General features: G+C 57.0%; 18 protein-coding genes. 12 read left to right on the top strand and 6 right to left on the bottom strand.

The window, feature by feature from the left end; genetic code table 11:
- Positions 1–65 precede the first annotated feature (65 nt).
- Positions 66–971 carry an AraC family transcriptional regulator gene (locus QEH54_RS07275; protein ID WP_309017988.1) on the bottom strand — a complete coding sequence of 302 codons (906 nt, stop codon included), beginning with the start codon at positions 969–971 and terminating at the stop codon, positions 66–68.
- Between the two features lie 211 nt (positions 972–1,182).
- Between QEH54_RS07275 and QEH54_RS07270 the strand changes: the two genes are divergently transcribed.
- The 8 genes from QEH54_RS07270 (at position 1,183) to QEH54_RS07235 (ending at position 8,865) form a co-directional block, all read left to right on the top strand.
- Positions 1,183–2,133: an aldo/keto reductase gene (locus tag QEH54_RS07270; RefSeq protein ID WP_345785642.1), complete on the top strand. Its 951-nt coding sequence runs from the start codon at positions 1,183–1,185 to the stop codon at positions 2,131–2,133.
- Between the two features lie 12 nt (positions 2,134–2,145).
- Positions 2,146–3,222 carry a zinc-binding dehydrogenase gene (locus QEH54_RS07265; protein WP_309017986.1) on the top strand — a complete coding sequence of 359 codons (1,077 nt, stop codon included), beginning with the start codon at positions 2,146–2,148 and terminating at the stop codon, positions 3,220–3,222.
- Between the two features lie 29 nt (positions 3,223–3,251).
- Positions 3,252–4,931 carry an alpha-L-fucosidase gene (locus QEH54_RS07260; RefSeq protein WP_309017985.1) on the top strand — a complete coding sequence of 560 codons (1,680 nt, stop codon included), beginning with the start codon at positions 3,252–3,254 and terminating at the stop codon, positions 4,929–4,931.
- Between the two features lie 179 nt (positions 4,932–5,110).
- On the top strand, positions 5,111–5,749 hold the full coding sequence (locus tag QEH54_RS07255; protein ID WP_309017984.1) for an RDD family protein: 639 nt from the start codon (positions 5,111–5,113) through the stop codon (positions 5,747–5,749).
- Between the two features lie 208 nt (positions 5,750–5,957).
- Complete coding sequence (locus tag QEH54_RS07250) at positions 5,958–6,479, top strand: DUF2007 domain-containing protein (protein WP_309017983.1); 522 nt, start codon at positions 5,958–5,960, stop codon at positions 6,477–6,479.
- Between the two features lie 3 nt (positions 6,480–6,482).
- Positions 6,483–7,097, top strand: coding sequence for a hypothetical protein (locus QEH54_RS07245; protein WP_309017982.1), 615 nt, complete (start codon positions 6,483–6,485; stop codon positions 7,095–7,097).
- A gap of 102 nt (positions 7,098–7,199) precedes the next feature.
- The gene (locus QEH54_RS07240) at positions 7,200–7,742 is read left to right on the top strand and encodes a hypothetical protein (RefSeq protein WP_309017981.1); all 543 of its coding nucleotides are present in this window, start codon (positions 7,200–7,202) and stop codon (positions 7,740–7,742) included.
- Positions 7,743–7,914: 172 nt separating this feature from the next.
- A complete protein-coding gene (locus QEH54_RS07235; RefSeq protein ID WP_309017980.1) occupies positions 7,915–8,865 on the top strand; it encodes a hypothetical protein in 951 nt (316 codons plus the stop codon).
- Between the two features lie 18 nt (positions 8,866–8,883).
- Here QEH54_RS07235 and QEH54_RS07230 read toward each other — a convergent pair whose 3' ends face one another.
- Entirely contained in the window at positions 8,884–10,650 is a 1,767-nt protein-coding gene (locus QEH54_RS07230) for an ABC transporter ATP-binding protein (protein WP_309017979.1), read from the bottom strand.
- A gap of 184 nt (positions 10,651–10,834) precedes the next feature.
- Between QEH54_RS07230 and QEH54_RS07225 the strand changes: the two genes are divergently transcribed.
- A complete protein-coding gene (locus tag QEH54_RS07225; protein WP_309017978.1) occupies positions 10,835–11,122 on the top strand; it encodes a PqqD family protein in 288 nt (95 codons plus the stop codon).
- A 6-nt stretch (positions 11,123–11,128) separates the two neighbouring features.
- On the top strand, positions 11,129–12,103 hold the full coding sequence (locus tag QEH54_RS07220; RefSeq protein ID WP_309017977.1) for a hypothetical protein: 975 nt from the start codon (positions 11,129–11,131) through the stop codon (positions 12,101–12,103).
- Here the strand turns inward: QEH54_RS07220 and QEH54_RS07215 are convergent.
- Entirely contained in the window at positions 12,100–13,260 is a 1,161-nt protein-coding gene (locus tag QEH54_RS07215; RefSeq protein WP_309017976.1) for a cupin domain-containing protein, read from the bottom strand. The genes QEH54_RS07220 and QEH54_RS07215 overlap by 4 nt on opposite strands.
- A gap of 86 nt (positions 13,261–13,346) precedes the next feature.
- Here QEH54_RS07215 and QEH54_RS07210 point away from each other — a divergent pair, with 86 nt between their 5' ends.
- Entirely contained in the window at positions 13,347–15,257 is a 1,911-nt protein-coding gene (locus QEH54_RS07210; protein ID WP_309017975.1) for an asparagine synthase-related protein, read from the top strand.
- Here the strand turns inward: QEH54_RS07210 and QEH54_RS07205 are convergent.
- Positions 15,254–15,853: a 2OG-Fe(II) oxygenase gene (locus tag QEH54_RS07205; protein WP_309017974.1), complete on the bottom strand. Its 600-nt coding sequence runs from the start codon at positions 15,851–15,853 to the stop codon at positions 15,254–15,256. The genes QEH54_RS07210 and QEH54_RS07205 overlap by 4 nt on opposite strands.
- Before the next feature lie 229 nt (positions 15,854–16,082).
- On the opposite strand from QEH54_RS07205, the gene QEH54_RS07200 reads away from it, so the two are divergent.
- On the top strand, positions 16,083–16,247 hold the full coding sequence (locus tag QEH54_RS07200) for a hypothetical protein (protein WP_309017973.1): 165 nt from the start codon (positions 16,083–16,085) through the stop codon (positions 16,245–16,247).
- Positions 16,248–16,499: 252 nt separating this feature from the next.
- Here QEH54_RS07200 and QEH54_RS07195 read toward each other — a convergent pair whose 3' ends face one another.
- Positions 16,500–17,516 (bottom strand): DUF2806 domain-containing protein, encoded by a 1,017-nt coding sequence (locus QEH54_RS07195; protein WP_309017972.1) that lies wholly within the window; start codon positions 17,514–17,516, stop codon positions 16,500–16,502.
- A gap of 9 nt (positions 17,517–17,525) precedes the next feature.
- On the bottom strand, positions 17,526–18,026 hold the full coding sequence (locus QEH54_RS07190) for a hypothetical protein (RefSeq protein ID WP_309017971.1): 501 nt from the start codon (positions 18,024–18,026) through the stop codon (positions 17,526–17,528).
- Positions 18,027–18,431 lie beyond the last annotated feature (405 nt).

Raw genomic sequence — 18,431 nt, 5'->3', positions numbered from 1 at the left:
CTATCCGCATCTATCCGGCACGCAATGCGCATGAAACGCCACGCGTCGAAGCTAATGGCAGAGCCCTAGGCGCCACCCGTCGAACGACCGCTCGGGGAGCTCGCCCGGGCTCCAGATCGATTGGCGAACACGCTCGGCGGCAGGCCAAAACGCTTTTTGAAAACCCGGGAAAAATGGAACACGTCCTCGTAGCCCGCTTCAGCGGCGGCCTCCTTGACTTGCACGTTCCCCCGCAGCAGCTCCTGAGCGGCCCGACTCATTTTCAGACGGTCGAGGAAGGCCTTGGGCGACTCGTTGGAAAACCGATTGAAGAGGCGGGACAGATAGGCCGGCGAAACCCCGCAGGCCTCGGCGACGGAGGACAAGGATTGAGCTCGAGCGTAGTGCTCGGAAAGATACGCTCTACAGCGTTCGAAACTCTGCCAGGCCTGCGTCTTGCGCTGCTCGCCCGCGAAGTGATTCGGCAAGCGCTCGAGCAAGAGGTCCAGCGTCATGGCGGAAATGCGTTCCCTCGCCTGGGCATCGAACCGTCTCGTGTCGATGAGCTGGTCAAAAAGATCCCTCAACCATCGGTGCTGGAAAACCATGCGCTCGCTGCCCGGCGGCAGTCCGATCCGCCTCAGCCGCGCCTCCATCTCCTCTCCCGTGAAATCGACGAAGTACTTGCTCAGCCCAGCGTCGCTCAGAGGCCGCATGGAGTAGCGAACCCCCGGTCCGTAGCAGATCACGGCGCCCGGCCCAAGGCGCCTCTTCCCCTCGGAAAAACGGATCTCCCAATCGCCCCCGGCAATGTATTCCAAAGCGAAATAGGGAAAGCTCTCCCGTTCGATTCGATAGTCCGCGCTGCATTCCTCCCAACCAGAGCAGACCACGCTCACGGCGGCGTCCCCTCCGCCCATAGCCTCTTGCACCATGTAGAGGCCTCGGTTGGTCTGCGAAGAGAAGAGCTGGGAAACATGGGGATCCGACACGAGTAAACGAGGTAAAATTCGTCCATAACTCTGTCAATGCGATCCATGGCTTGCAACCGCGGATTGCGCTAAATTCGTCATCCCGCCCCATCTCCGCCCCTGTCTTCTCGCTTCTCCAGATTTCCAAACCGCCCATCCTATGAGCTCTCACCCTTCTCTCGACGCCGTCGACCCCAATCTAGTGCCTAGAATACAGCTCGCCGACGGCGCCATGCCCGCCATCGGCTTGGGCACTTTCGGATCCGACCACGTTTCCGCTGACGAAATGGCTCGAGCCGTACGAGGCGCCGGCTCCGTCGGCTACCGCCATTTCGATTGCGCCGAAGTCTACGGAAACGAAGCGGAAATCGGCGAGGCCCTGAAACGGCTGCAGGGAAGCGGCATCGCCCGCGACGAGCTCTGGATCAACTCCAAGGTCTGGAACGATCACCATCGCCCCGCCGACGTGGCGGCCGCCTGCGAACGCTCGCTCCGCAATCTTCAGCTCGACTACCTGGATCTCTATTTCGTTCACTGGCCCTTTCGCAACCACCACCCTCCCGGCTGCTCCGTCGAATCGCGCAGCCCGGACGCGACCCCCTATCGCCACGAGGCGTTCATGGAAACTTGGGCCGCCATGGAGTCCCTCGTCCAACGCGGGCTGGTTCGAAACATCGGCACCTCCAACATGACGGTGCCCAAGCTACAGCGCTTGCTCGAGGACGCTTCGATCAAACCGTCTTGCAACGAAATGGAGCTCCATCCCCATTTCCAACAACCGGAGTTCATCGCGTTTCTTGAAGCCCAGCAGATCCTGCCGGTCGGCTACTGCCCCATCGGCTCGCCCGCCCGCCCGGAACGCGATCGCACTCCCGACGATACCGTGGATATCGAAGATCCCGTCATCGTATCCATAGCTCAAGCGCACGGCGTACATCCCGCCACCATCTGCATCAAGTGGGCTGTCCAGCGCGGGCAGGTTCCCATCCCCATGTCAACAAACCCTCGCAACTACCTCGCCAACCTCAAGGCCGTGGTCGAAGACCCGCTGACGGACGAGCAAATGAGCGCCATCGCAAAGATCGACCGCGACTGCCGACTCATCAAGGGACAGGTCTTCCTCTGGGAATCCGCCAAAGACTGGCGAGACCTTTGGGACCTGGCCGGAGCCATCACCCAATAGCCCTTTCCTATCATGAGCCCTACCATTCCAGACCGTATCCAAGGAGCCATACTTCCCGGCGACAGCACCGCCAAGCTCGACGAGTTCGAGTTGCGCCAGCCGGGATTCGGCGAAGTTCTCATTCGCGTAAAAGCCTCAACCATCTGCGGCTCCGATATTCGCTGCATCTATCACGAACACCTCGGCAAGGGTCCAGAGGGCTATCAGGGCGTCATCGTGGGACACGAGCCGTCCGGCCAAGTGGTGAAAACCGGCCCTGGCTGCCGCGTCTTCCGCGAGGGTGATCGAGCGATCGTGTATCACATTTCCGGATGCGGACAGTGTTACGACTGTCGACGAGGATACATGATCTCCTGCACCCACCCCACACTTCGACGCGCCTATGGATGGCAGCGCGACGGCGGTATGGCGGCCTACATGATCGCTGAGGAGAAGGATCTGGTCCACCTTCCAGACAAGCTTTCCTACGCGGACGGAGCTCAGGTGGCCTGCGGTTTCGGCACCGTCTACGAAGGACTGGAAAAGATCGGTATCAGCGGAAATGATACCGTTCTCATCACAGGACTCGGACCGGTCGGACTCGCCGCAGCCGCCCTTTGCCGCAAGCTGGGAGCGGAAAAGATCATCGGCATAGACGCCATCGCCGAGCGCAACCAGCTGGCTCGCGAGCTCAAGCTCTGCGACGAGACCTTGGCCGCAGGACCCGACAACGTCGCGGAAGTCCGATCGCTCACCCATGGTCAGGGCGTCGAGAGAGCCGTGGAATGTTCCGCCCATCCAAACGCGCGCAACATGGCCATACAGGCCACGCGAAAATGGGGCAAAATGGTCATGATCGGCGAAGGCGGCCCCATGAGCCTCAACCCGTCCCCCGACATGATCCACGACCAGAAGACGCTCTACGGATCCTGGGTCACCTCCACCTGGAAGATGATGGAGCTGGTGGAACGCCTCGTTCGCTGGAACCTCCACCCGGCGGAGTTGATCAGTCATCGCTTCGAACTCTCCCAGGTCGAGCAAGCCTACAAGCTCATGGCCTCCGGCAAATGCGGCAAGGTCGCGGTGTGCTTCGACGAGGAACTCATATAGAGCTCTCTTGCTCCCGTTTTCGGATACCAATGAAACCGGTCACCGCCCTCGCCGCCGCTTCGCTCCTTCTCGCTTCCATCGGCATTAGCCACGCCCAGGAGAGCCAAACCGACAAGCGGCGCGAAATCGCCGAAGGCCCCTTCGAGCCGACCTGGACGTCGCTGGCAGAAAACTACCAGGCGCCCGATTGGTTCCGCGATGCCAAGTTCGGCATCTGGGCCCATTGGTCCGCCCAATGCGAGCCGGAGGCGGGAGACTGGTACGCCCGCCACATGTACCTGCAAGGGCATCGCCAATACGAAGACCACCTGGAGCGCTACGGGCACCCAGCCGATTCCGGCTTCATGGAAATCGAAAACCTTTGGAAAGCGGAGAACTGGGCCCCGGAAAGGCTCATGGATCTCTACGTCCGAGCCGGGGCGAAATACTTCGTGGCCCTCGCCAATCATCACGACAATTTCGACTGCTTCGACTCCGATCATCACGAGTGGAACTCAGTCGATGTCGGTCCGAAGAAGGACATCGTGGGGACGTGGGCGAGAATCGCTCGCCAGCACGGGCTTCGATTTGGCGTGAGCAACCACTCCGCCCACTCCTGGCACTGGTACCAGGCCGCGTACGCCTACGACGCGACGGGGCCAAGAGCCGGGGAGCGCTACGATGCCTACACCCTCACCAAAGAGGATGGAGCAGGGAAATGGTGGGAAGGCCTCGACCCGCAAACCCTCTACAACGGCCCGCTGATGGCGATGCCAGATGGCCTGAATACCATCGAGGCTCAATCCAAGTGGCACACCGAAAACACTGCCGACTGGACCGAGGAACCACCCGAAGGCGAGCTCGGTAGGAAATTTGTGGATACCTGGTTCCTGAGAGCGCAGGACCTCGTCGACAAGTATCAGCCCGACCTGCTCTATTTCGACAACTACACCCTCCCGCTCGGCCAAGCCGGCCTCGATGTGGCCGCCCACTACTACAACGCCAGCCTCGACTGGCATGACGGCGAGCCCGAAGCGGTCATCAACGTGAAAGGCACCTCGGAGGACCGCTTGGGCGCCGTGATCGACGATATCGAGCGCGGCGTGGCGTTCGGTATTCGCGAGAACCCCTGGCAAACCGACACTTGTATCGGAGATTGGCACTACAATCGCGACGTGTATGAAGAGGGTCGATACAAGAGCGTCTCCCAAGTGGCGCGCATGCTCGCCGACATCGTGAGCAAGAACGGCAACCTTCTTCTCAGCATCCCCATACGCGGCGACGGAACGCTCGACGAAGCGGAAATCGCCTTCCTCGAAGGTCTGGCGGATTGGATGGACATCAACGGCGAGGCGATCTTCAGCACTCGGCCTTGGAAAATCTACGGCGAGGGTCCGTCCACCGAGGAGGAACCGGAAGCTGGCCACTACGGCGGCGCCAAGGACGTTCGCGAAGCTCCGTATACCGCAGCCGACATCCGCTTCACCACCAAGGACGAGGCGCTCTACGCCATCGTCATGCAGCATCCCGATTCCGATCAAACGATCACCATAAAGGCGCTAGGCAGCGACTCCGATCTGGCGTCCGACAAGACGATCCAAAGCGTGCGTCTGCTCGGCGCCAGCCAGGAAATCGAATGGAGCCGAGATGCCGAAGGGCTGCACGTGCTCATCCCCGAGGAGATTTCCAGCCCGCACACCCTGACCCTGGAAATCCGAGGCGCGCTCTAGCGTGGCGTCACGCATGGCTTCGCCCGGTCCAGCCTCTCATCGACACAAGGGCTAAAAAACGACTTGAGGCCCTTCGACGGCAGCTTAAAGGTTCTGTTACCCTTCTCCAGCCCGCCTGAACGGCTCCGCAAATCGAAAGCCGATCAGCGCAGCCCCGCCCAGTCTCCAGATCCTCGAGCATGCACGACGTCCAACTCTTCTCCATCCTCATCAATCTCGGCGTGAGCCTGCTTTTGGCGGCGCTGATATACAGCCACTACAAGGAGCGGGACATCCAGGAAAACGAACGCTATTCCACCTTCTGGCCACGCTTTCTCTCGCCGGCGATCGACGCGGTGGTGCTTTGGCCCATCACCTCCTTGCTTCCCTTCATCGCGTTCGCCCTGACGCCCTCCTCCCACATCGCCATCAACATCGCTACCACGCTCTTCTTCTACGCCTACTCGATCTACTTTCATGGCAGCCGGGGCGGCACAATCGGCAAGCTGGCATGCAAGATCCGCGTGGTCGACCACCAGACAGAGCAGCCCATAACCTTCGTCCAGGCGTTCAAGCGCGACGCTATCCCTTTCCTGGTCTCCATCTCACTCTACGCCTACGCCTTCAAGGGAGCAGAATCCGGCAGCGTCGAGCAAAGCGCCTCCTTCGCCATCGTGCCCTCCATCGCCGGCATTTGGTTCATCGCGGAGGTCATCACCATGCTGACCAACGAAAAACGTCGGGCCCTGCACGACTTCATCGCCGGCACCGTAGTGGTTCGACAAACGAAATCGACCGACGCCTCGCCCGAAAACGCGGAACCTCAACCGGTATCATAAAAAAGCGGCCACCCTAGCGAAACGGAGTTTCCACCGCTCCCCAGCCACTAAACGCGAGTCGATGCCGCCAACGGCTGGAGCTGTACGTCTCATGCGGCCCCGCCTCGGCCTCCGACCGCTAAAGCATTGACCTACCGCCACTTCTTTAAGTAGTTTCTCCTAACTGTATTTTACAGCCGTAGAGACTCGTTATGCCTCGCCAACTCGCATGATCACCATCCGCAGCTTCTCCAGCCAAGCCCAAGCCTCGCTAGCCCGCTCCGTTCTCGAAACGGCTGGCATCGCCGTTTCGCTTGCCGACGAGCACACCTACTCTCTCGGGGCTCAATACGTGCCAGACGGCATCAGACTGCAAGTGCCCCCGGAGGAAGAGGAAAAAGCCCGGCGCATTCTCGACAACCAAGAATTGGTAGCCCCCTTACCCGACGATTTCGTACCACCCGAGCCCTATCCTGAGAATCTCGCAACACCAGAAACGGGACCTTTCACCTGGACCAAAGCGTTCTTCCTCGGCGGCATGTTCGCAACGATCGCCCTCGCCCTCATCATCCTGATCGGCCTCCTCCTGGGCGGCAGCGTCAGCCTAAGCGTCGGCTTCGTCCTTCTGGTCTTCGCGGTCGGCGGCGTCCTCGGCATCGTAGTTCACTCGGCGTTCGGCCCAAATGAAGGCAAGAAGAAGGCCCCCGGCAAAAGCCCGCGCGATGGGGATCAACATTCCTCAACCCCTTAAGCCATGCGTCCTCTCCCGCTCCTTTTCCTAGCTCTGGCCTGCATCATGGCATCGACAGCCCGGACGGAGAGCTTCATCGAGGAGCTGGACGGGCCCGAGCCCGGCTATCACTACCAAGGCCCGCTCAAACCAACGTTCGTGCTTCCCGCCGGTTTCACGCCAATCCCGCCGGACGATCCCAAAGCCATCAAGCCGGATGGCGAGCGAACTTGGGTGAGCAGTGTCAGCCCTTCCGAAAACACGATCTACAGTATCGACCTGGTTCACTATCCGGACAAGTCCCTCTCCCTTTCCGCTCTTTTGGCGAATGCCCGACCTCACCTGGAATCGACGATTCCCGGAGTCGAATTCGAATTCTACGGCCTGGTTGAAGTGAATGGCGACAAGTGGGTTTTCGCGGAATTCTACCCTCGGAACGAAGACGACCGGCGCTACAACTACCTCATGACCACCGTGAAAGAACGCTCGCTCGTCTCGGTGAACGTCATCACCACCAAGGACGAAATGCCCATGTACGACGCCGCTATTCGAGAGGCGCTGCGAAGCATCTACCTGAAGCCAGACCGGTCCCTGCTGGACGAGCCGGAGGCCGAGAAACGAGAGCATCCGATCATCTAGCCGCCAAGACGCATCAGCGACGCGAGAGCTCTCCCAAACGGATATCACGCCCAGACGCCATCAACACCTAGCTGACCAATCCCACCTTCCCCCTAAAAAGCCATGAAGCATCTTCTACAAACAGCCACCGCCCTCTCCCTCCTCTTCCTAACCGCTTGCGCCGTTCCCTATCAACCCGCCGGAGCCAACGGCGGCTACTCGCACAAACGGCTCGGCAACGACCGATTTCTCGTGACCTTCTCCTCGCCCAGCGTGGGCTTCGACGAGCAAAGGCTTCGCGACTACTGCCTGCTTCGCTGCGCCGAGGTCACCAAGGAGTACCAGTTCAGCTATTTCTCCATCGAAGGAGACGGCCATGATGTCACCAGCGATCCGATACACGTTTCCAGCGCCTCCACCACCAAGGGAGTCTCCGAGAAAAAGGAGAACGGCAAGGTGGAATACGAAGAGACGACCTACGAAAGCTCCACCATTCACTCGAGGTACGAAACCACCATCACTTACGAGATCAAGTGCTACGAGCAAGCCCCCACCCAAGGTAACTTTTCTCGAATCTTCGAAGCCGAATCGACGATTTTCGAAATCCGCCACAAGTACGGCATCCTCGACGAAAGCAGCCTCACCACCGTCTCCTGGATCGAGTGACATCGCTCGGTCGCAAAGGGAAAACGCTGTAACCTTATTTCAACTACAACTGAGTCGGGCCATTAGAGAGTGGAGACTCCTCAAAAGGTCGGCCGAGGTCGTGTGCGCCACCTTTTGGGGTCCGCTTTGTTAATCGCTTAGCCCCAGCAGGCCTTCGCTTCCTGCACTCTCCATGAACTTCGATTCACAGCCTATCGAGCGACTGCTCCCGCATCGAATAGTGAGCGTCCAAAACAGGATCCTCACGCGATGGATAAACGGAACGAATCTCGATCTTTCCGCGGGTTTCTTCGAGGATAGCGCCAAGGCACTGCCCTCGATGGAACAAAACGCCACCATCGGACCGCTGGACTCCTTGCTGTCAGCCACTCGCAAATCACCGAACAACCTAGCTGGAGTCATCTACCATTGCGGACGCTGCGGATCGACTCTGCTGTGCCAGATGCTCAAGCAGCATCCCAACCTAATCGTGGTGAGCGAGCCGCCGATTCTCGGAGATATTCTAGCGTTGCCAAACCTGAGCCACGAACAGCGTGTCGATGCGTTGCGAGCCGTCTTCTCGGTCTATGGCGAATGGGCAAGATCTCGAGGCGGAAAACTCGTCGTCAAGCTTACTTCTTGGATCCTCGAGCATCGGAATGTAGTTGATTCTTCGATACCCAAAACCCCAAAGCTTCTCCTTTTCAGGAGCCCTGTCCCTGTCATCGAATCCCTCTCGCTCGGTCCACCAGCTTGGCTGCTCGCAAGACTGGGAAAAGACTCACCTTCCAGAGCGGACCTTGCGAACGCCGCCGTCGCTACCTACCTGTCACACGCTCGCCATGCGGTCGATATGGCAGAAAGCTCTACCCTGCGCTTCGTCGACTACGAAGAGATCAGCTCAAGCCTGACAGCGATTCTCAATCACTTCGCACTCCCAAAGCCTAGCGAATCGAGCATAGCAATGATGCTCGCCCAGAACTCCTACTACGCAAAACGCGTTGCGGGAGAGCAACCGCCGTATGTCGCCCCTTCGAATCGATGCGCCCAAGAAACAGAAACGCTTGTCGGATCAAGGTCCCTCGAGGCGATCCAAGCCGCGTATTCACACCTGAAAGCAAGCCTCGCTCACAGGCGCATCTGAGAACGCTACTAAAGCGCCTCAGTCGCTCGCCCCTTCCTCGCTTGCAAAACGATTCGCACCTTCCGTTCGCGAATCTAGAAGCTCAATTCGCGTATCCGCCATTTGGATAGTCGTTTCACGATGGGCGATGACCAGCAACGTCGCCTTGCCTCGCAAACCTTCCAAGGCTCTCTGGATTTGACGCTCGCTCTCCAAGTCCAAAGCGCTGGTCGCCTCGTCTAAAATCAGCAACTGGGCCTTCGCCAACAGCGCCCTGGCAAGGGCGATCCGCTGACGCTCACCGCCAGAAAGGCGTATCCCCCGATCCCCTACGATGGTGTCCAGCCCATCCGGAAGTCGCGCCACAAATTCGTCAGCGGCAGCCAGCTTGAGAGCATGCCAAATCGCCTCCTCAGCGGGAGGAACCGGCGCCACCCATTCCAGATTGGCCCGTATCGTGTCGTGAAACAGAAACACTTCCTGCGTCACGTAGGCGACGCTCCGCCGCCATGCTCGACGCGATTCGGCAGTGAGCGCCACCCCATCGCAACGAATTTCTCCACACGTCGGCTCCAAGAGCCCAGCCACCAAATCCGCCAAGGTCGACTTCCCTGAGCCCGAGGGTCCGACCAATGCAGTTGTCTTATTCTTCTCAATACACGCAGTCACATGCCGAAGCGCGAAGTCCTCCCGACCGGGATAGCGATAGGAGACGTTCTCGATAGAGACTTCTCGATCAAATACCGGCCCGACATCGACAGGATCACCCGCTTCGCAAGCCGCGTCGCATTCTCGCTTCATCTCCTCTACATCCCGAAAGGCTGGCACCTTGTGGACAAGCTGCTGATAAGTCTTTTGAATCGAGGAAAGCTGCGGCAGCAACCGCGAAAAGATGACGAGCAGAAGAATCACCGTCACCAGAGAGACCGAAAAGCGCGTCTGGGAGAGATAAAAGAAAACCGCGAAAGCCACCACTGCTCCGGTGACGTAGACCCATTGGGTCAAGGCGTTGAGCCTCAAGACCCGAGCGCTCTGGGTTTCCACTGTCGAACCTGCCCGATACAGTCGCTCCGCGTAGGCTTCTTCATCGCCGAAGCCTTTTATCATCTTTAGACACCCCAATTGCTCCGTCAGCAACTGAAATACCGACTTGTAGCCGATCAGCTGCAGGCGTCCGGAACCGTAGACGATTCGATTGATCGGAAGAAGCATGACCAGCAAAATTCCACCCATTGCGATCGCGACCAACGCAAGCTGCCAAGAAGCGAAAAAAGCGAGAGCCATCATCACGCTCGCCAATACAAGCTGACTGATGAAGTTCACCATCAAATAAGATGCCTGTCCGATGGCCTGCACCTGGCTGGATAGCACATGAGAAAAGTCCGACATGCGCCGCGTCACGATGAACTCCCACTTCGCCCTGAGAAGGGAACGAAAAAGCGAATCGCGATTGTAGCTTATGTAACCAAATTGCAATGACGCCGCAAGAGAGGCTACGGAGTACCTCACCGTCGCTACAAGAGCGACCACACCGACGTACACGATGAGCATAAGCCCGAGAGTCGGTTCGATCCCGATCCATTCAATCGCCTTGAGCGCCGCGCTCGATCCCCGCCCGACCTCGCCGCTGGTTTCGATGCCAATCACCTGCAGAAGCGGGACTATCATCAAGAGCCCAACCCCGGTCGTCACCCCTTGCAACAGGAGCAAACCGATGAGCGCAGCCTGCCGCTTGGGAGCGAAACGGATAAAGCGAACGCAGGCCTTCCAAAGTATGGATACGCTATCGTTCATATAGCCTTTCATGAGGAGCCCTTCGCAGCGTGCTGCCAGTGCCGAATTTGAGGAAGAGCGATGTCATGTAAGTCCATTTGGACACGAAGCAGGGCATTTGGCAACCGGAAGGACCATGAGATGCGAAGAGCCCGGGACAAAAAACCAGACACCGTTTGACTTGCCGCTGAACTCACTTCGATTGTAGCGAGCTACTATGAACAACACCACTCAAAGCCCCCTTCTGAAACGTCGCTCGGACCTCGTCGATACCGAACTCGAGGACCTTCGCGTCTTTCTCGATGCCGAATCCGGAAAGTACTTCGGCATGAACCAAGTCGCTAGTCGGATTTGGGACCTTCTGGAAACCCCGACATCGCCGGAACAGATCTATGCTCAGATTCTTAGCGAGTTCAAAGTCGACCAATCGACCTGCAGAGAGGAAGTGGGCCAGTTCATTTCCGAGCTCCAAGAAAACGGACTTGTGACTAAAGTCACCGCCTAAGAGGCGATGGCCTCGCATTACAAATCCTCCAAGCGGCGCCTCTACCCCTCGCCCCAAAGCGGAGATCGATTTCGCTACCATTGCTGCGGCCTCGCGATCGAAAGCGATTTTGCCCTGCCCGAACTCGGAAACGAGCAAACGTTTAGCCATGCCCCTGATCTGGTGTTTCTAGGGGCCTCCGTCCCCGATCGTCTCGAACGGCCGCTCCTGAAACGGCCGCGGTTTGAAGCGTGTCCGGGAAAGCTCTTGGGCCGAATCGAGAGCGCCGGACGCTTCCTAGTCGACGGACCAAACACCATCAAGGTCGAACTCGAGCGCCCCGACGCCATCGCCGATCTGACTAGCTATCTCCTCGGCGTGGGTCTGGCCACCGTTCTCAGCCTGCGCGGAATCGTCCCCCTGCACGCGAGCGCCGTGGAGGTTGACGGCGCCGTCGTAGCGTTCGCTGGCGACTCCGGCAGCGGCAAATCCACCATCAGCTCCTATTTCGAAACGATCGGCCACCCCATCGTTTCCGACGACCTTCTTCCCATCCGCGTTTTCCAAGGCAAACCTCCCGTTTGCGACTGCGGGCCGCGAGTCCATCGTCTCGACCCGTCGTCAGCTTCCCTCCTCGGTCGTGATCCACGCGAAATCCCGTTCGTGGAGGATAAGCATCACTTCCACAACCTGAATTGGAGCAACCAGGCATCGATCCCCATTCGAGCCATATTCGCGGTGCAAGCGCGTCCGGAAATCGAGGCCCACCAGTTGATGTCCTGCTCGGGGAAACGAAAGCTGTCGCTCATCGCGAGCAGCATCTTCAAACGTCATTGGACGGTGCCTCTCGGAACAGATTCGCAACTGCTTCAAAACGCGATCATCGTCGCTTCAAGCGTACCCGTGATTCGACTACGAAGACCCTCCCACAAGCCTACCGACCTTGAAACCCTGCGCCAACAAATCGAAGACTGCCTGACCACTATCGCCGCAACCAGCTAGACTCCGAGAGCGCCATTGTTCAGCAAATAGCGAGCAAAAAGCAGCTTCGAACGCTCACCGCCTGGCAGCTCAGGGATTGAACTCACTTCAAAGCGCTCCGTCTTCCAAACGAACTCCGCCGCCTTCCTGAGGCTCGGCTGCAACTTCAAATTCCTGTGCCCAAGATTCAATGACAAGTAGTCATCCTCGAAATCCATACCGTGAATACGCGAACGAGCGTCCCCTACCTCCGAATCAAGGTTCAGCGACTGAACCGCTTCCGCATCTGCGAGCGAATCTTCCTTGGCGGCGATCATGCTTTGCCTTAGTTCTTCATGCCGACGCAACGATTCGTCGAGGTCCTCCAATTGGACGCTTCCTAAAACGCGACCCAAAGTCTCGAACGCCGTGTCGCGATCCATGGCGACCTGGCCGGCCACCGGAGCGAATTCTCTCAGAAAACCGTCGCGATCGGCGCAGGCAGCCAGCGCGTCGTGGGCCACCGAAAGCCACAGCGGGGCGTGCAAGCCAATCGTCAAATGGATGGATGGCTCGTTGTACAAAGCGGACGCGGCATGCGCCAATCCACGCGGGATGTAGATGGCCTGTCCCGGTTCGAGATCGAATTCCCGCTCCGGCTCCCCCAAGCTGTCCGCGTCGATTTCCGGATGCTCACCTTCCAGCGGACGATCCGCCCGCCGGGACCAGATTTTCCAGCGCTTCCTACCACGAAGTTGATAAACAACTACATTATATGGATCAGCATGCGGCTTGAAGGCATAGGAGCGAGACGGCGTCAGATACGCATTGACGCGTGCGATGGAGCCTGTTTCCGCCGTGAGGCGCGACGCCAAGGCGCGGATCCGTTCCGAACGCTCATGCACATTGGTCGGCCGAAGCGTGGCTCCGCCTTTGAAATGACGCATGATCTTTTCGACCCTGAATGCTCGCGGGCCATCGAGAAGACTATCCAGCTTGACGATCTTTCCTCGGAAGGCCATCAAGCATCGCACCTCGGAGACCGGACCAGCAAAGCGAAAGATCGATTCGGCATCCTCCAACGAAAAGTAGGATTTGTGATCCAGGGTGGAAAAGGATTCGAGAAACCGGAAGTTTCGTTCCCAATCCTTCTCGAGAAACGAGTCCGGAAGCAGTTGAGTTGCGAGTTGGCTCTGCATGGTACACAAAGGGAGCCAGAGAGCAGCATCGCGCAAGCCCGCGGACGATTTCTCCGAAAGGCAAACGTTTCACTCCAAGACCTGCCATGAGCGCCATCTGCGGTATCCTGTCCAAACAAGCCTCCGGCGCATTCTCTCAAGAGCGCCTCGAAGCGATGCGAGCCCAAATGGGTTCCATCGGACCAGACAGCGCCTTCACTCACCAGCGGTCGTGGGTTTTGCTCTCTCAACAGACGCTCCAGATCGACTCTAACCAAGCGACCGATAGCGCGGAGCGGTTTCGCAATGAAGAAGCCGAAGCATCCATCGTATTCGACGGCCGACTTTACGAGCGGGAGATCGCCTTCGCTCGACTCGGAAATCGCTTGCCGCCCGACACGCCCGACGGTCGACTCGTGCTGGAGCTGTTTCTTAAGGACGGGGAAGACGCGCTCCGCTTGAACGGCGAGTTCGCCCTCGCCATGGCTTTCGATACGGATCAAACGCTTCTGCTCGCCCGCGACCCGGAAGGCAACCGTCCTCTGTATTACGCGAGCAATGACAACTACTTCGCCTTCTCGAGTTCGCTCGATGCCCTCATCGCTATTCCAGACTTTCCGAAAAACGTCGATCGGCTGGTACTGGCTATGAATATCGCCCGCGTTCGCAATCCCTACCCCGAGCGCACTCTCATCAAGGCCGTTCGCAGCCTTCAAAGCGCCCACACGCTTCGCGTATCCAAAAATGGAGAGCAGATGAATCGCTTTCATCGGCTGGCGTCGTTCATCGATTCCAATCGACTCAGCTTGAGCGAATCCATCGAAGGGATTCGCCACCATCTGCAGCGAGCCGTTGAAGCGCGGATGAAGAGCAGTTTCCCTGTTGCGACCAACTTAAGTGGCGGATTGGATTCGTCGGCTGTCACCGCATTGGCTGCGCGATACGGGGCGACGATCAACGCGCGCATCTTCGCTGTCTCCGCGCGTCCACGCATTCCGTTGGATCCGATCGCTACCGAAGAGATCCAACATATGGATACGGTCGCCAAGTCGCACTCGAACCTGGAACATCTCGCTGTATTTTCCGATGAATACGGGCCGTTCAGGGACTTGGAGACATTCGCTCGACACCTCGACGAACCGCGCTGGGAATACGGACACATCTACCAGCAAATGGGTACCGCGGTCGCCCAACGTGGAGCCCGAAGCCTCATCGCCGGGATGGGCGGCGACCACCTTGCTTCGAACCGTGGATACGGCTGCGCCCTAGCCAGCTTTCCCGCCGTTGGCATATGGGAGACGCTTCGACTGCTCAAGCTCGGCTTCGGCAAACACCCGAGCGTGAAGCGTTTTCTAAAAGCTGAAATCCTCGGGCCTCTGGCCCCTCGCTTCGTCGAACGAATGCGCGCTCTGAGTCGAGGAGGCGCCATCGAGCGTCGCCTCCAAGGCTGCTCGCTCCGAAAAGGCTTCATCGAGTCGACCGGCTTGAAAGAGCTCTTGCGAGAGCACGTCGACTTCGCGCTTCTCCCCGTCCGCGATATCCGCGAAGCCATGGCCATCGAGTTCGATTCCGGCAGAATGGGATCCAAGCAGGCCCAAATGTTTCGCCGACTTGGCCTAGAGAATCTGCGCCCTTACTACGATACGCGTTTCCTTGAATTCGCCGTCGGGCTGCCACTCCAGCATTTCGCCGATCACCCCATGGACCGAGGTCTTCAGCGAGAAGCCATGAAGTCGATCCTGCCAGACTCGGTGCGCTTGCGAACAAGCAAAGGAGCCTTTGTCCCTTCGTTTCATGCGACGGCTCGGGCCGAGGAAACGAAGATCCGCCAGCTCCTCGAGCGCGCCCGACAGAGCGAAATCGCCCAGGAAGCGATAGACTTCGAAAAGGTCGAGCAGGCTGTCGATCAGACGCTTTCCGACCAGCGAAACTACAACTACGGCTACTGGGACAACGCGATTCAGTTCAAGATCTATCCAGCCCTCTCGCACGCCATCGCGCTCGAAGCGTTTCGCTAGGTGTACCAGGTCGTAAGGCTGTACCGAGTCTTACCAGTGGAAGACTCCGCAAACTCGCCAACTGCGTGCCTCAGCCCAGGCAAAAACACCACGCAGCGATTGAACGTCGGGACTACCACCACCTCGCCACCCTCGGCATCGATGTGCAAGTGGCCACCATCGCGCTCTTGCCAGTTTTTCGACAAATAGAGAACGGTGCAGAACAAACGTTCGGCGCCCTCGCCCTTGTCCGTATGATAGCGAAGGAACTGGTTTCCGCTCAAGGCCCCAAGAAGGCATTCACTCCCCGTGACCACCGCGTCTGCGGTATCGTCAGTACAGATCCGAGCCCAGAGATTCCCCAGCTCAAGCTGAGTGCTAGCGCTCGTGAAACGTAAATAGGAAAGCCAGTTTGGGCTGAGGGCGTAGCGATCCCCCACCTTCGAAAAGCGCGAGAGACTGAAGAGCTTGCTGGCATCGTCCTTCGATTCCCACTCCTCCCGGGAGATGCCACCCTTCGTATCCAAAATTCCGTACCGGTTTTCGTATTCCGCTTCTCGCGCTACAAACGCGCTGATCCGGTCCGCCATTTCCGGCGACAGAAAGTCGTCCACCACACATACTCCGCTTCGCCGAAAACGGTCTCGAAACTGGCTCAGAGAAGCATCGTCAAACAAAACTGCATTCAACCATCGGGACAACATATCACGGAGAAGTCTTTCCAAAAGGCATCTAAAACGCAAACCGCTCCACAACAATCCCCAGACGTCACCGCCAGCCAACGATGACCAAGAAAAGCCCGCGCTTCATTTGCAATTTGAAACCGACCCTCTAGTATGAACCGCTATGGACAAAGCCTCACACACCGAAACGAATTCCAACGAAATGCCAACGCAAGGCTCACAGCAGGAATGGGAGACGCCCGTCCTGATAGAACTTTCCATCGACAAGACGGCCGGCCTCCCGGGAGACGGCGTTGACGGCGGAGCCGGCGGCGACTCTCGCAGCTAATCAAGTTCGAGCCCTTATCGCTGAGGCGACTCGAACGAGTTCCTCGCAAAGCGGAACCGGACCACCGCGGGTGAGATTCCCATCCCGTTTAAGCACCAACCTCGCACTCTAGGGCCACCGGGAATCGAATTCGCTTTTTTGCCTAGGGAGAGCCTCAAAAGTGCCTATTCCCCTGTTATTTAGGGGAATTGAGTTGTTTTGAGTGGAATCTGGTTTGGCAAGAAAACAGCGAGAAATTGGATTCAAGAAACCCTAAGCGGAAGCATTATGACCAGATCTCTCATAGCCTTCTTCAGGGTCCGATTCATTCAGAATAACCGTGTCATAAGAGAATCCTCTTTCTTCGAGCACCTCTGAGATCTTCTGGAATAGAGCAAGGTCTGGCTTCGCTTTAATAACCCTCAAAAGAGCCTCACCCTCTCTTGTCAGCCTCCAAGCATCGAAAAAGATCTGCCGCTGCCAGGTATTGCTTTTAGGCCTTCCATCTTCAGTGACGGTCGGTCCCTCGTCCTTTAAAAACCCTGGTTGATTCGTTCGCGCGACCAACCTTTTGTCATAGAAGGTTAAAGCCTTGGCCGAACTATCACCAAGCCGATATTTTTCGGGGTCAAGATAGCCTTCTCCCGAGAAATGGAACTGGAAATCGTCCGAGTGCAGAAAACCGCAATCCTGTAGGAGCTGACAAACGCCCTTGTAATCAGCAACAAATGGGGTGCTTTCATCATACCCTGTGCCGAGAGACCATTTGTCTACGATTAGAACGTTCAGGTACTTCACTTTAGAGCCGTCCGAAAGCTCAACCTCCCATACCCTAGAGGCTGCTGTCTGGATCTCTTCGGCTTCCTCTTTGGAGAGGTCTTTCACCATACTCAAAGCGCGCTTCGAGAAACTCCCAGGGTTCTCATATTCACCAGCGAGAACCTTTGCCCAAATACTCTGTACATCCTCATCTGATGTATCTTTAGCTTCTTGAAAGAATCTCGCGATCCAATCAGGATCCATCTGCTTACTCGGAATTTCTTCAGAAATCTCCTCAAGGCTTTTCTCGACCACGGAATCGATATTGACCTGCCGTCTAGCCTCTTGCATTGCGAGCCTCTTCTGGGCTCTCGAAAGGGTTTCTGAGCTTTGGATTTCGCTGACGGTTTTATCCAAACTTTCGACATTCACTAGCTTTTCAGAAATAGCCTTGGGCTTGTAAAGGCTCCCTAGATCAGCACTGATTGTGTCCAGGAAGCTATTGATCGATCTTGTTCTATTATCATCCATAGTGATCGACTACAGTTCGCTTGGAATGTGCGTTGATTTGGTTATCGAAGCAAAATCCTTGTGAATTGCCTCAAGCATAGAACCCGCCTTGTTCATAGTGGGTTTGAGCGTATCGAGGAAAGAATCAAGGTCTCCATTCTTCACATAGTTCTGCAGCGCGTGAGCACGATCTGCTAGTTCATACAAATCCCTCGAATATCGGTGAAAGTAGACATCAGCGATCGAGATAGACCGACTAACCGAATGGATATAATTCGAAAACCCTGCCTCGTTTAAAATCCGAATTCGGCTCAACACCGAATCAGGATCAGAATCCCACTTGGCATCTGAAAGCTCGACAGAGACCTGAAAAGGCGCCCAAGCGATAGTGTGCAAGTGTTCTATCAGTGCTTCAAGTTTCTCACGCAACAAGTCGTGCCTCCTACGTTGCTCCTGTATCCAAACAGTTCCTACAAATGTCAAGAACACGGTAAGAATGCCCAACGACTGAAGAATATCAGTGGAGTTCATGGTTTAAACTGGTAATCGACCTCACTAACAATTTCGATTTTTCGGGTTTGTAGGTTAACTCTGTAGAATCGAGCACGTCCCGTTTGTTTATCCACAACCCACATAGCATTTAGGCTGTCTATTTTCTCTAATTCGAAACGCCCATCTGGCGGGTACTCGATAAATAATACGGTACAAACTATTGCTGACAACCCCACGATCACAGCACTCCAAACAAGACTAGAGGAATTGGATTTCATCACTATCTCATACCGACGCCCCCAACCACACCTCAAGCTCGAAAGCCGGCATTACAGGCACACAAACGGATCACAAAACACGACCTAGGATCCCTTATCTCACCACCAATGAACTAGAGGATTGGTCGACATATATGAGGACCTGAGTCAGACTAACTTTATAGAG

Source organism: Pelagicoccus sp. SDUM812003, from assembly GCF_031127815.1.
Lineage (GTDB): Bacteria > Verrucomicrobiota > Verrucomicrobiia > Opitutales > Opitutaceae > Pelagicoccus.
The sequence above is the reverse complement of the archived record's forward strand: the minus strand, read 5'-3'. Positions and strand labels throughout refer to the sequence as shown.

Coding starts and splice junctions, on each gene's coding strand:
- QEH54_RS07225 (WP_309017978.1), top strand. CDS start 10,835: ATGAACAACACCACTCAAAGCCCCCTTCTGAAACGTCGCTCGGACCTC.
- QEH54_RS07215 (WP_309017976.1), bottom strand. CDS start 13,260: ATGCAGAGCCAACTCGCAACTCAACTGCTTCCGGACTCGTTTCTCGAG.
- QEH54_RS07230 (WP_309017979.1), bottom strand. CDS start 10,650: ATGAAAGGCTATATGAACGATAGCGTATCCATACTTTGGAAGGCCTGC.
- QEH54_RS07245 (WP_309017982.1), top strand. CDS start 6,483: ATGCGTCCTCTCCCGCTCCTTTTCCTAGCTCTGGCCTGCATCATGGCA.
- QEH54_RS07270 (WP_345785642.1), top strand. CDS start 1,183: ATGCCCGCCATCGGCTTGGGCACTTTCGGATCCGACCACGTTTCCGCT.
- QEH54_RS07220 (WP_309017977.1), top strand. CDS start 11,129: ATGGCCTCGCATTACAAATCCTCCAAGCGGCGCCTCTACCCCTCGCCC.
- QEH54_RS07190 (WP_309017971.1), bottom strand. CDS start 18,026: ATGAACTCCACTGATATTCTTCAGTCGTTGGGCATTCTTACCGTGTTC.
- QEH54_RS07210 (WP_309017975.1), top strand. CDS start 13,347: ATGAGCGCCATCTGCGGTATCCTGTCCAAACAAGCCTCCGGCGCATTC.
- QEH54_RS07255 (WP_309017984.1), top strand. CDS start 5,111: ATGCACGACGTCCAACTCTTCTCCATCCTCATCAATCTCGGCGTGAGC.
- QEH54_RS07250 (WP_309017983.1), top strand. CDS start 5,958: ATGATCACCATCCGCAGCTTCTCCAGCCAAGCCCAAGCCTCGCTAGCC.
- QEH54_RS07200 (WP_309017973.1), top strand. CDS start 16,083: ATGGACAAAGCCTCACACACCGAAACGAATTCCAACGAAATGCCAACG.
- QEH54_RS07260 (WP_309017985.1), top strand. CDS start 3,252: ATGAAACCGGTCACCGCCCTCGCCGCCGCTTCGCTCCTTCTCGCTTCC.
- QEH54_RS07235 (WP_309017980.1), top strand. CDS start 7,915: ATGAACTTCGATTCACAGCCTATCGAGCGACTGCTCCCGCATCGAATA.
- QEH54_RS07265 (WP_309017986.1), top strand. CDS start 2,146: ATGAGCCCTACCATTCCAGACCGTATCCAAGGAGCCATACTTCCCGGC.
- QEH54_RS07195 (WP_309017972.1), bottom strand. CDS start 17,516: ATGGATGATAATAGAACAAGATCGATCAATAGCTTCCTGGACACAATC.
- QEH54_RS07240 (WP_309017981.1), top strand. CDS start 7,200: ATGAAGCATCTTCTACAAACAGCCACCGCCCTCTCCCTCCTCTTCCTA.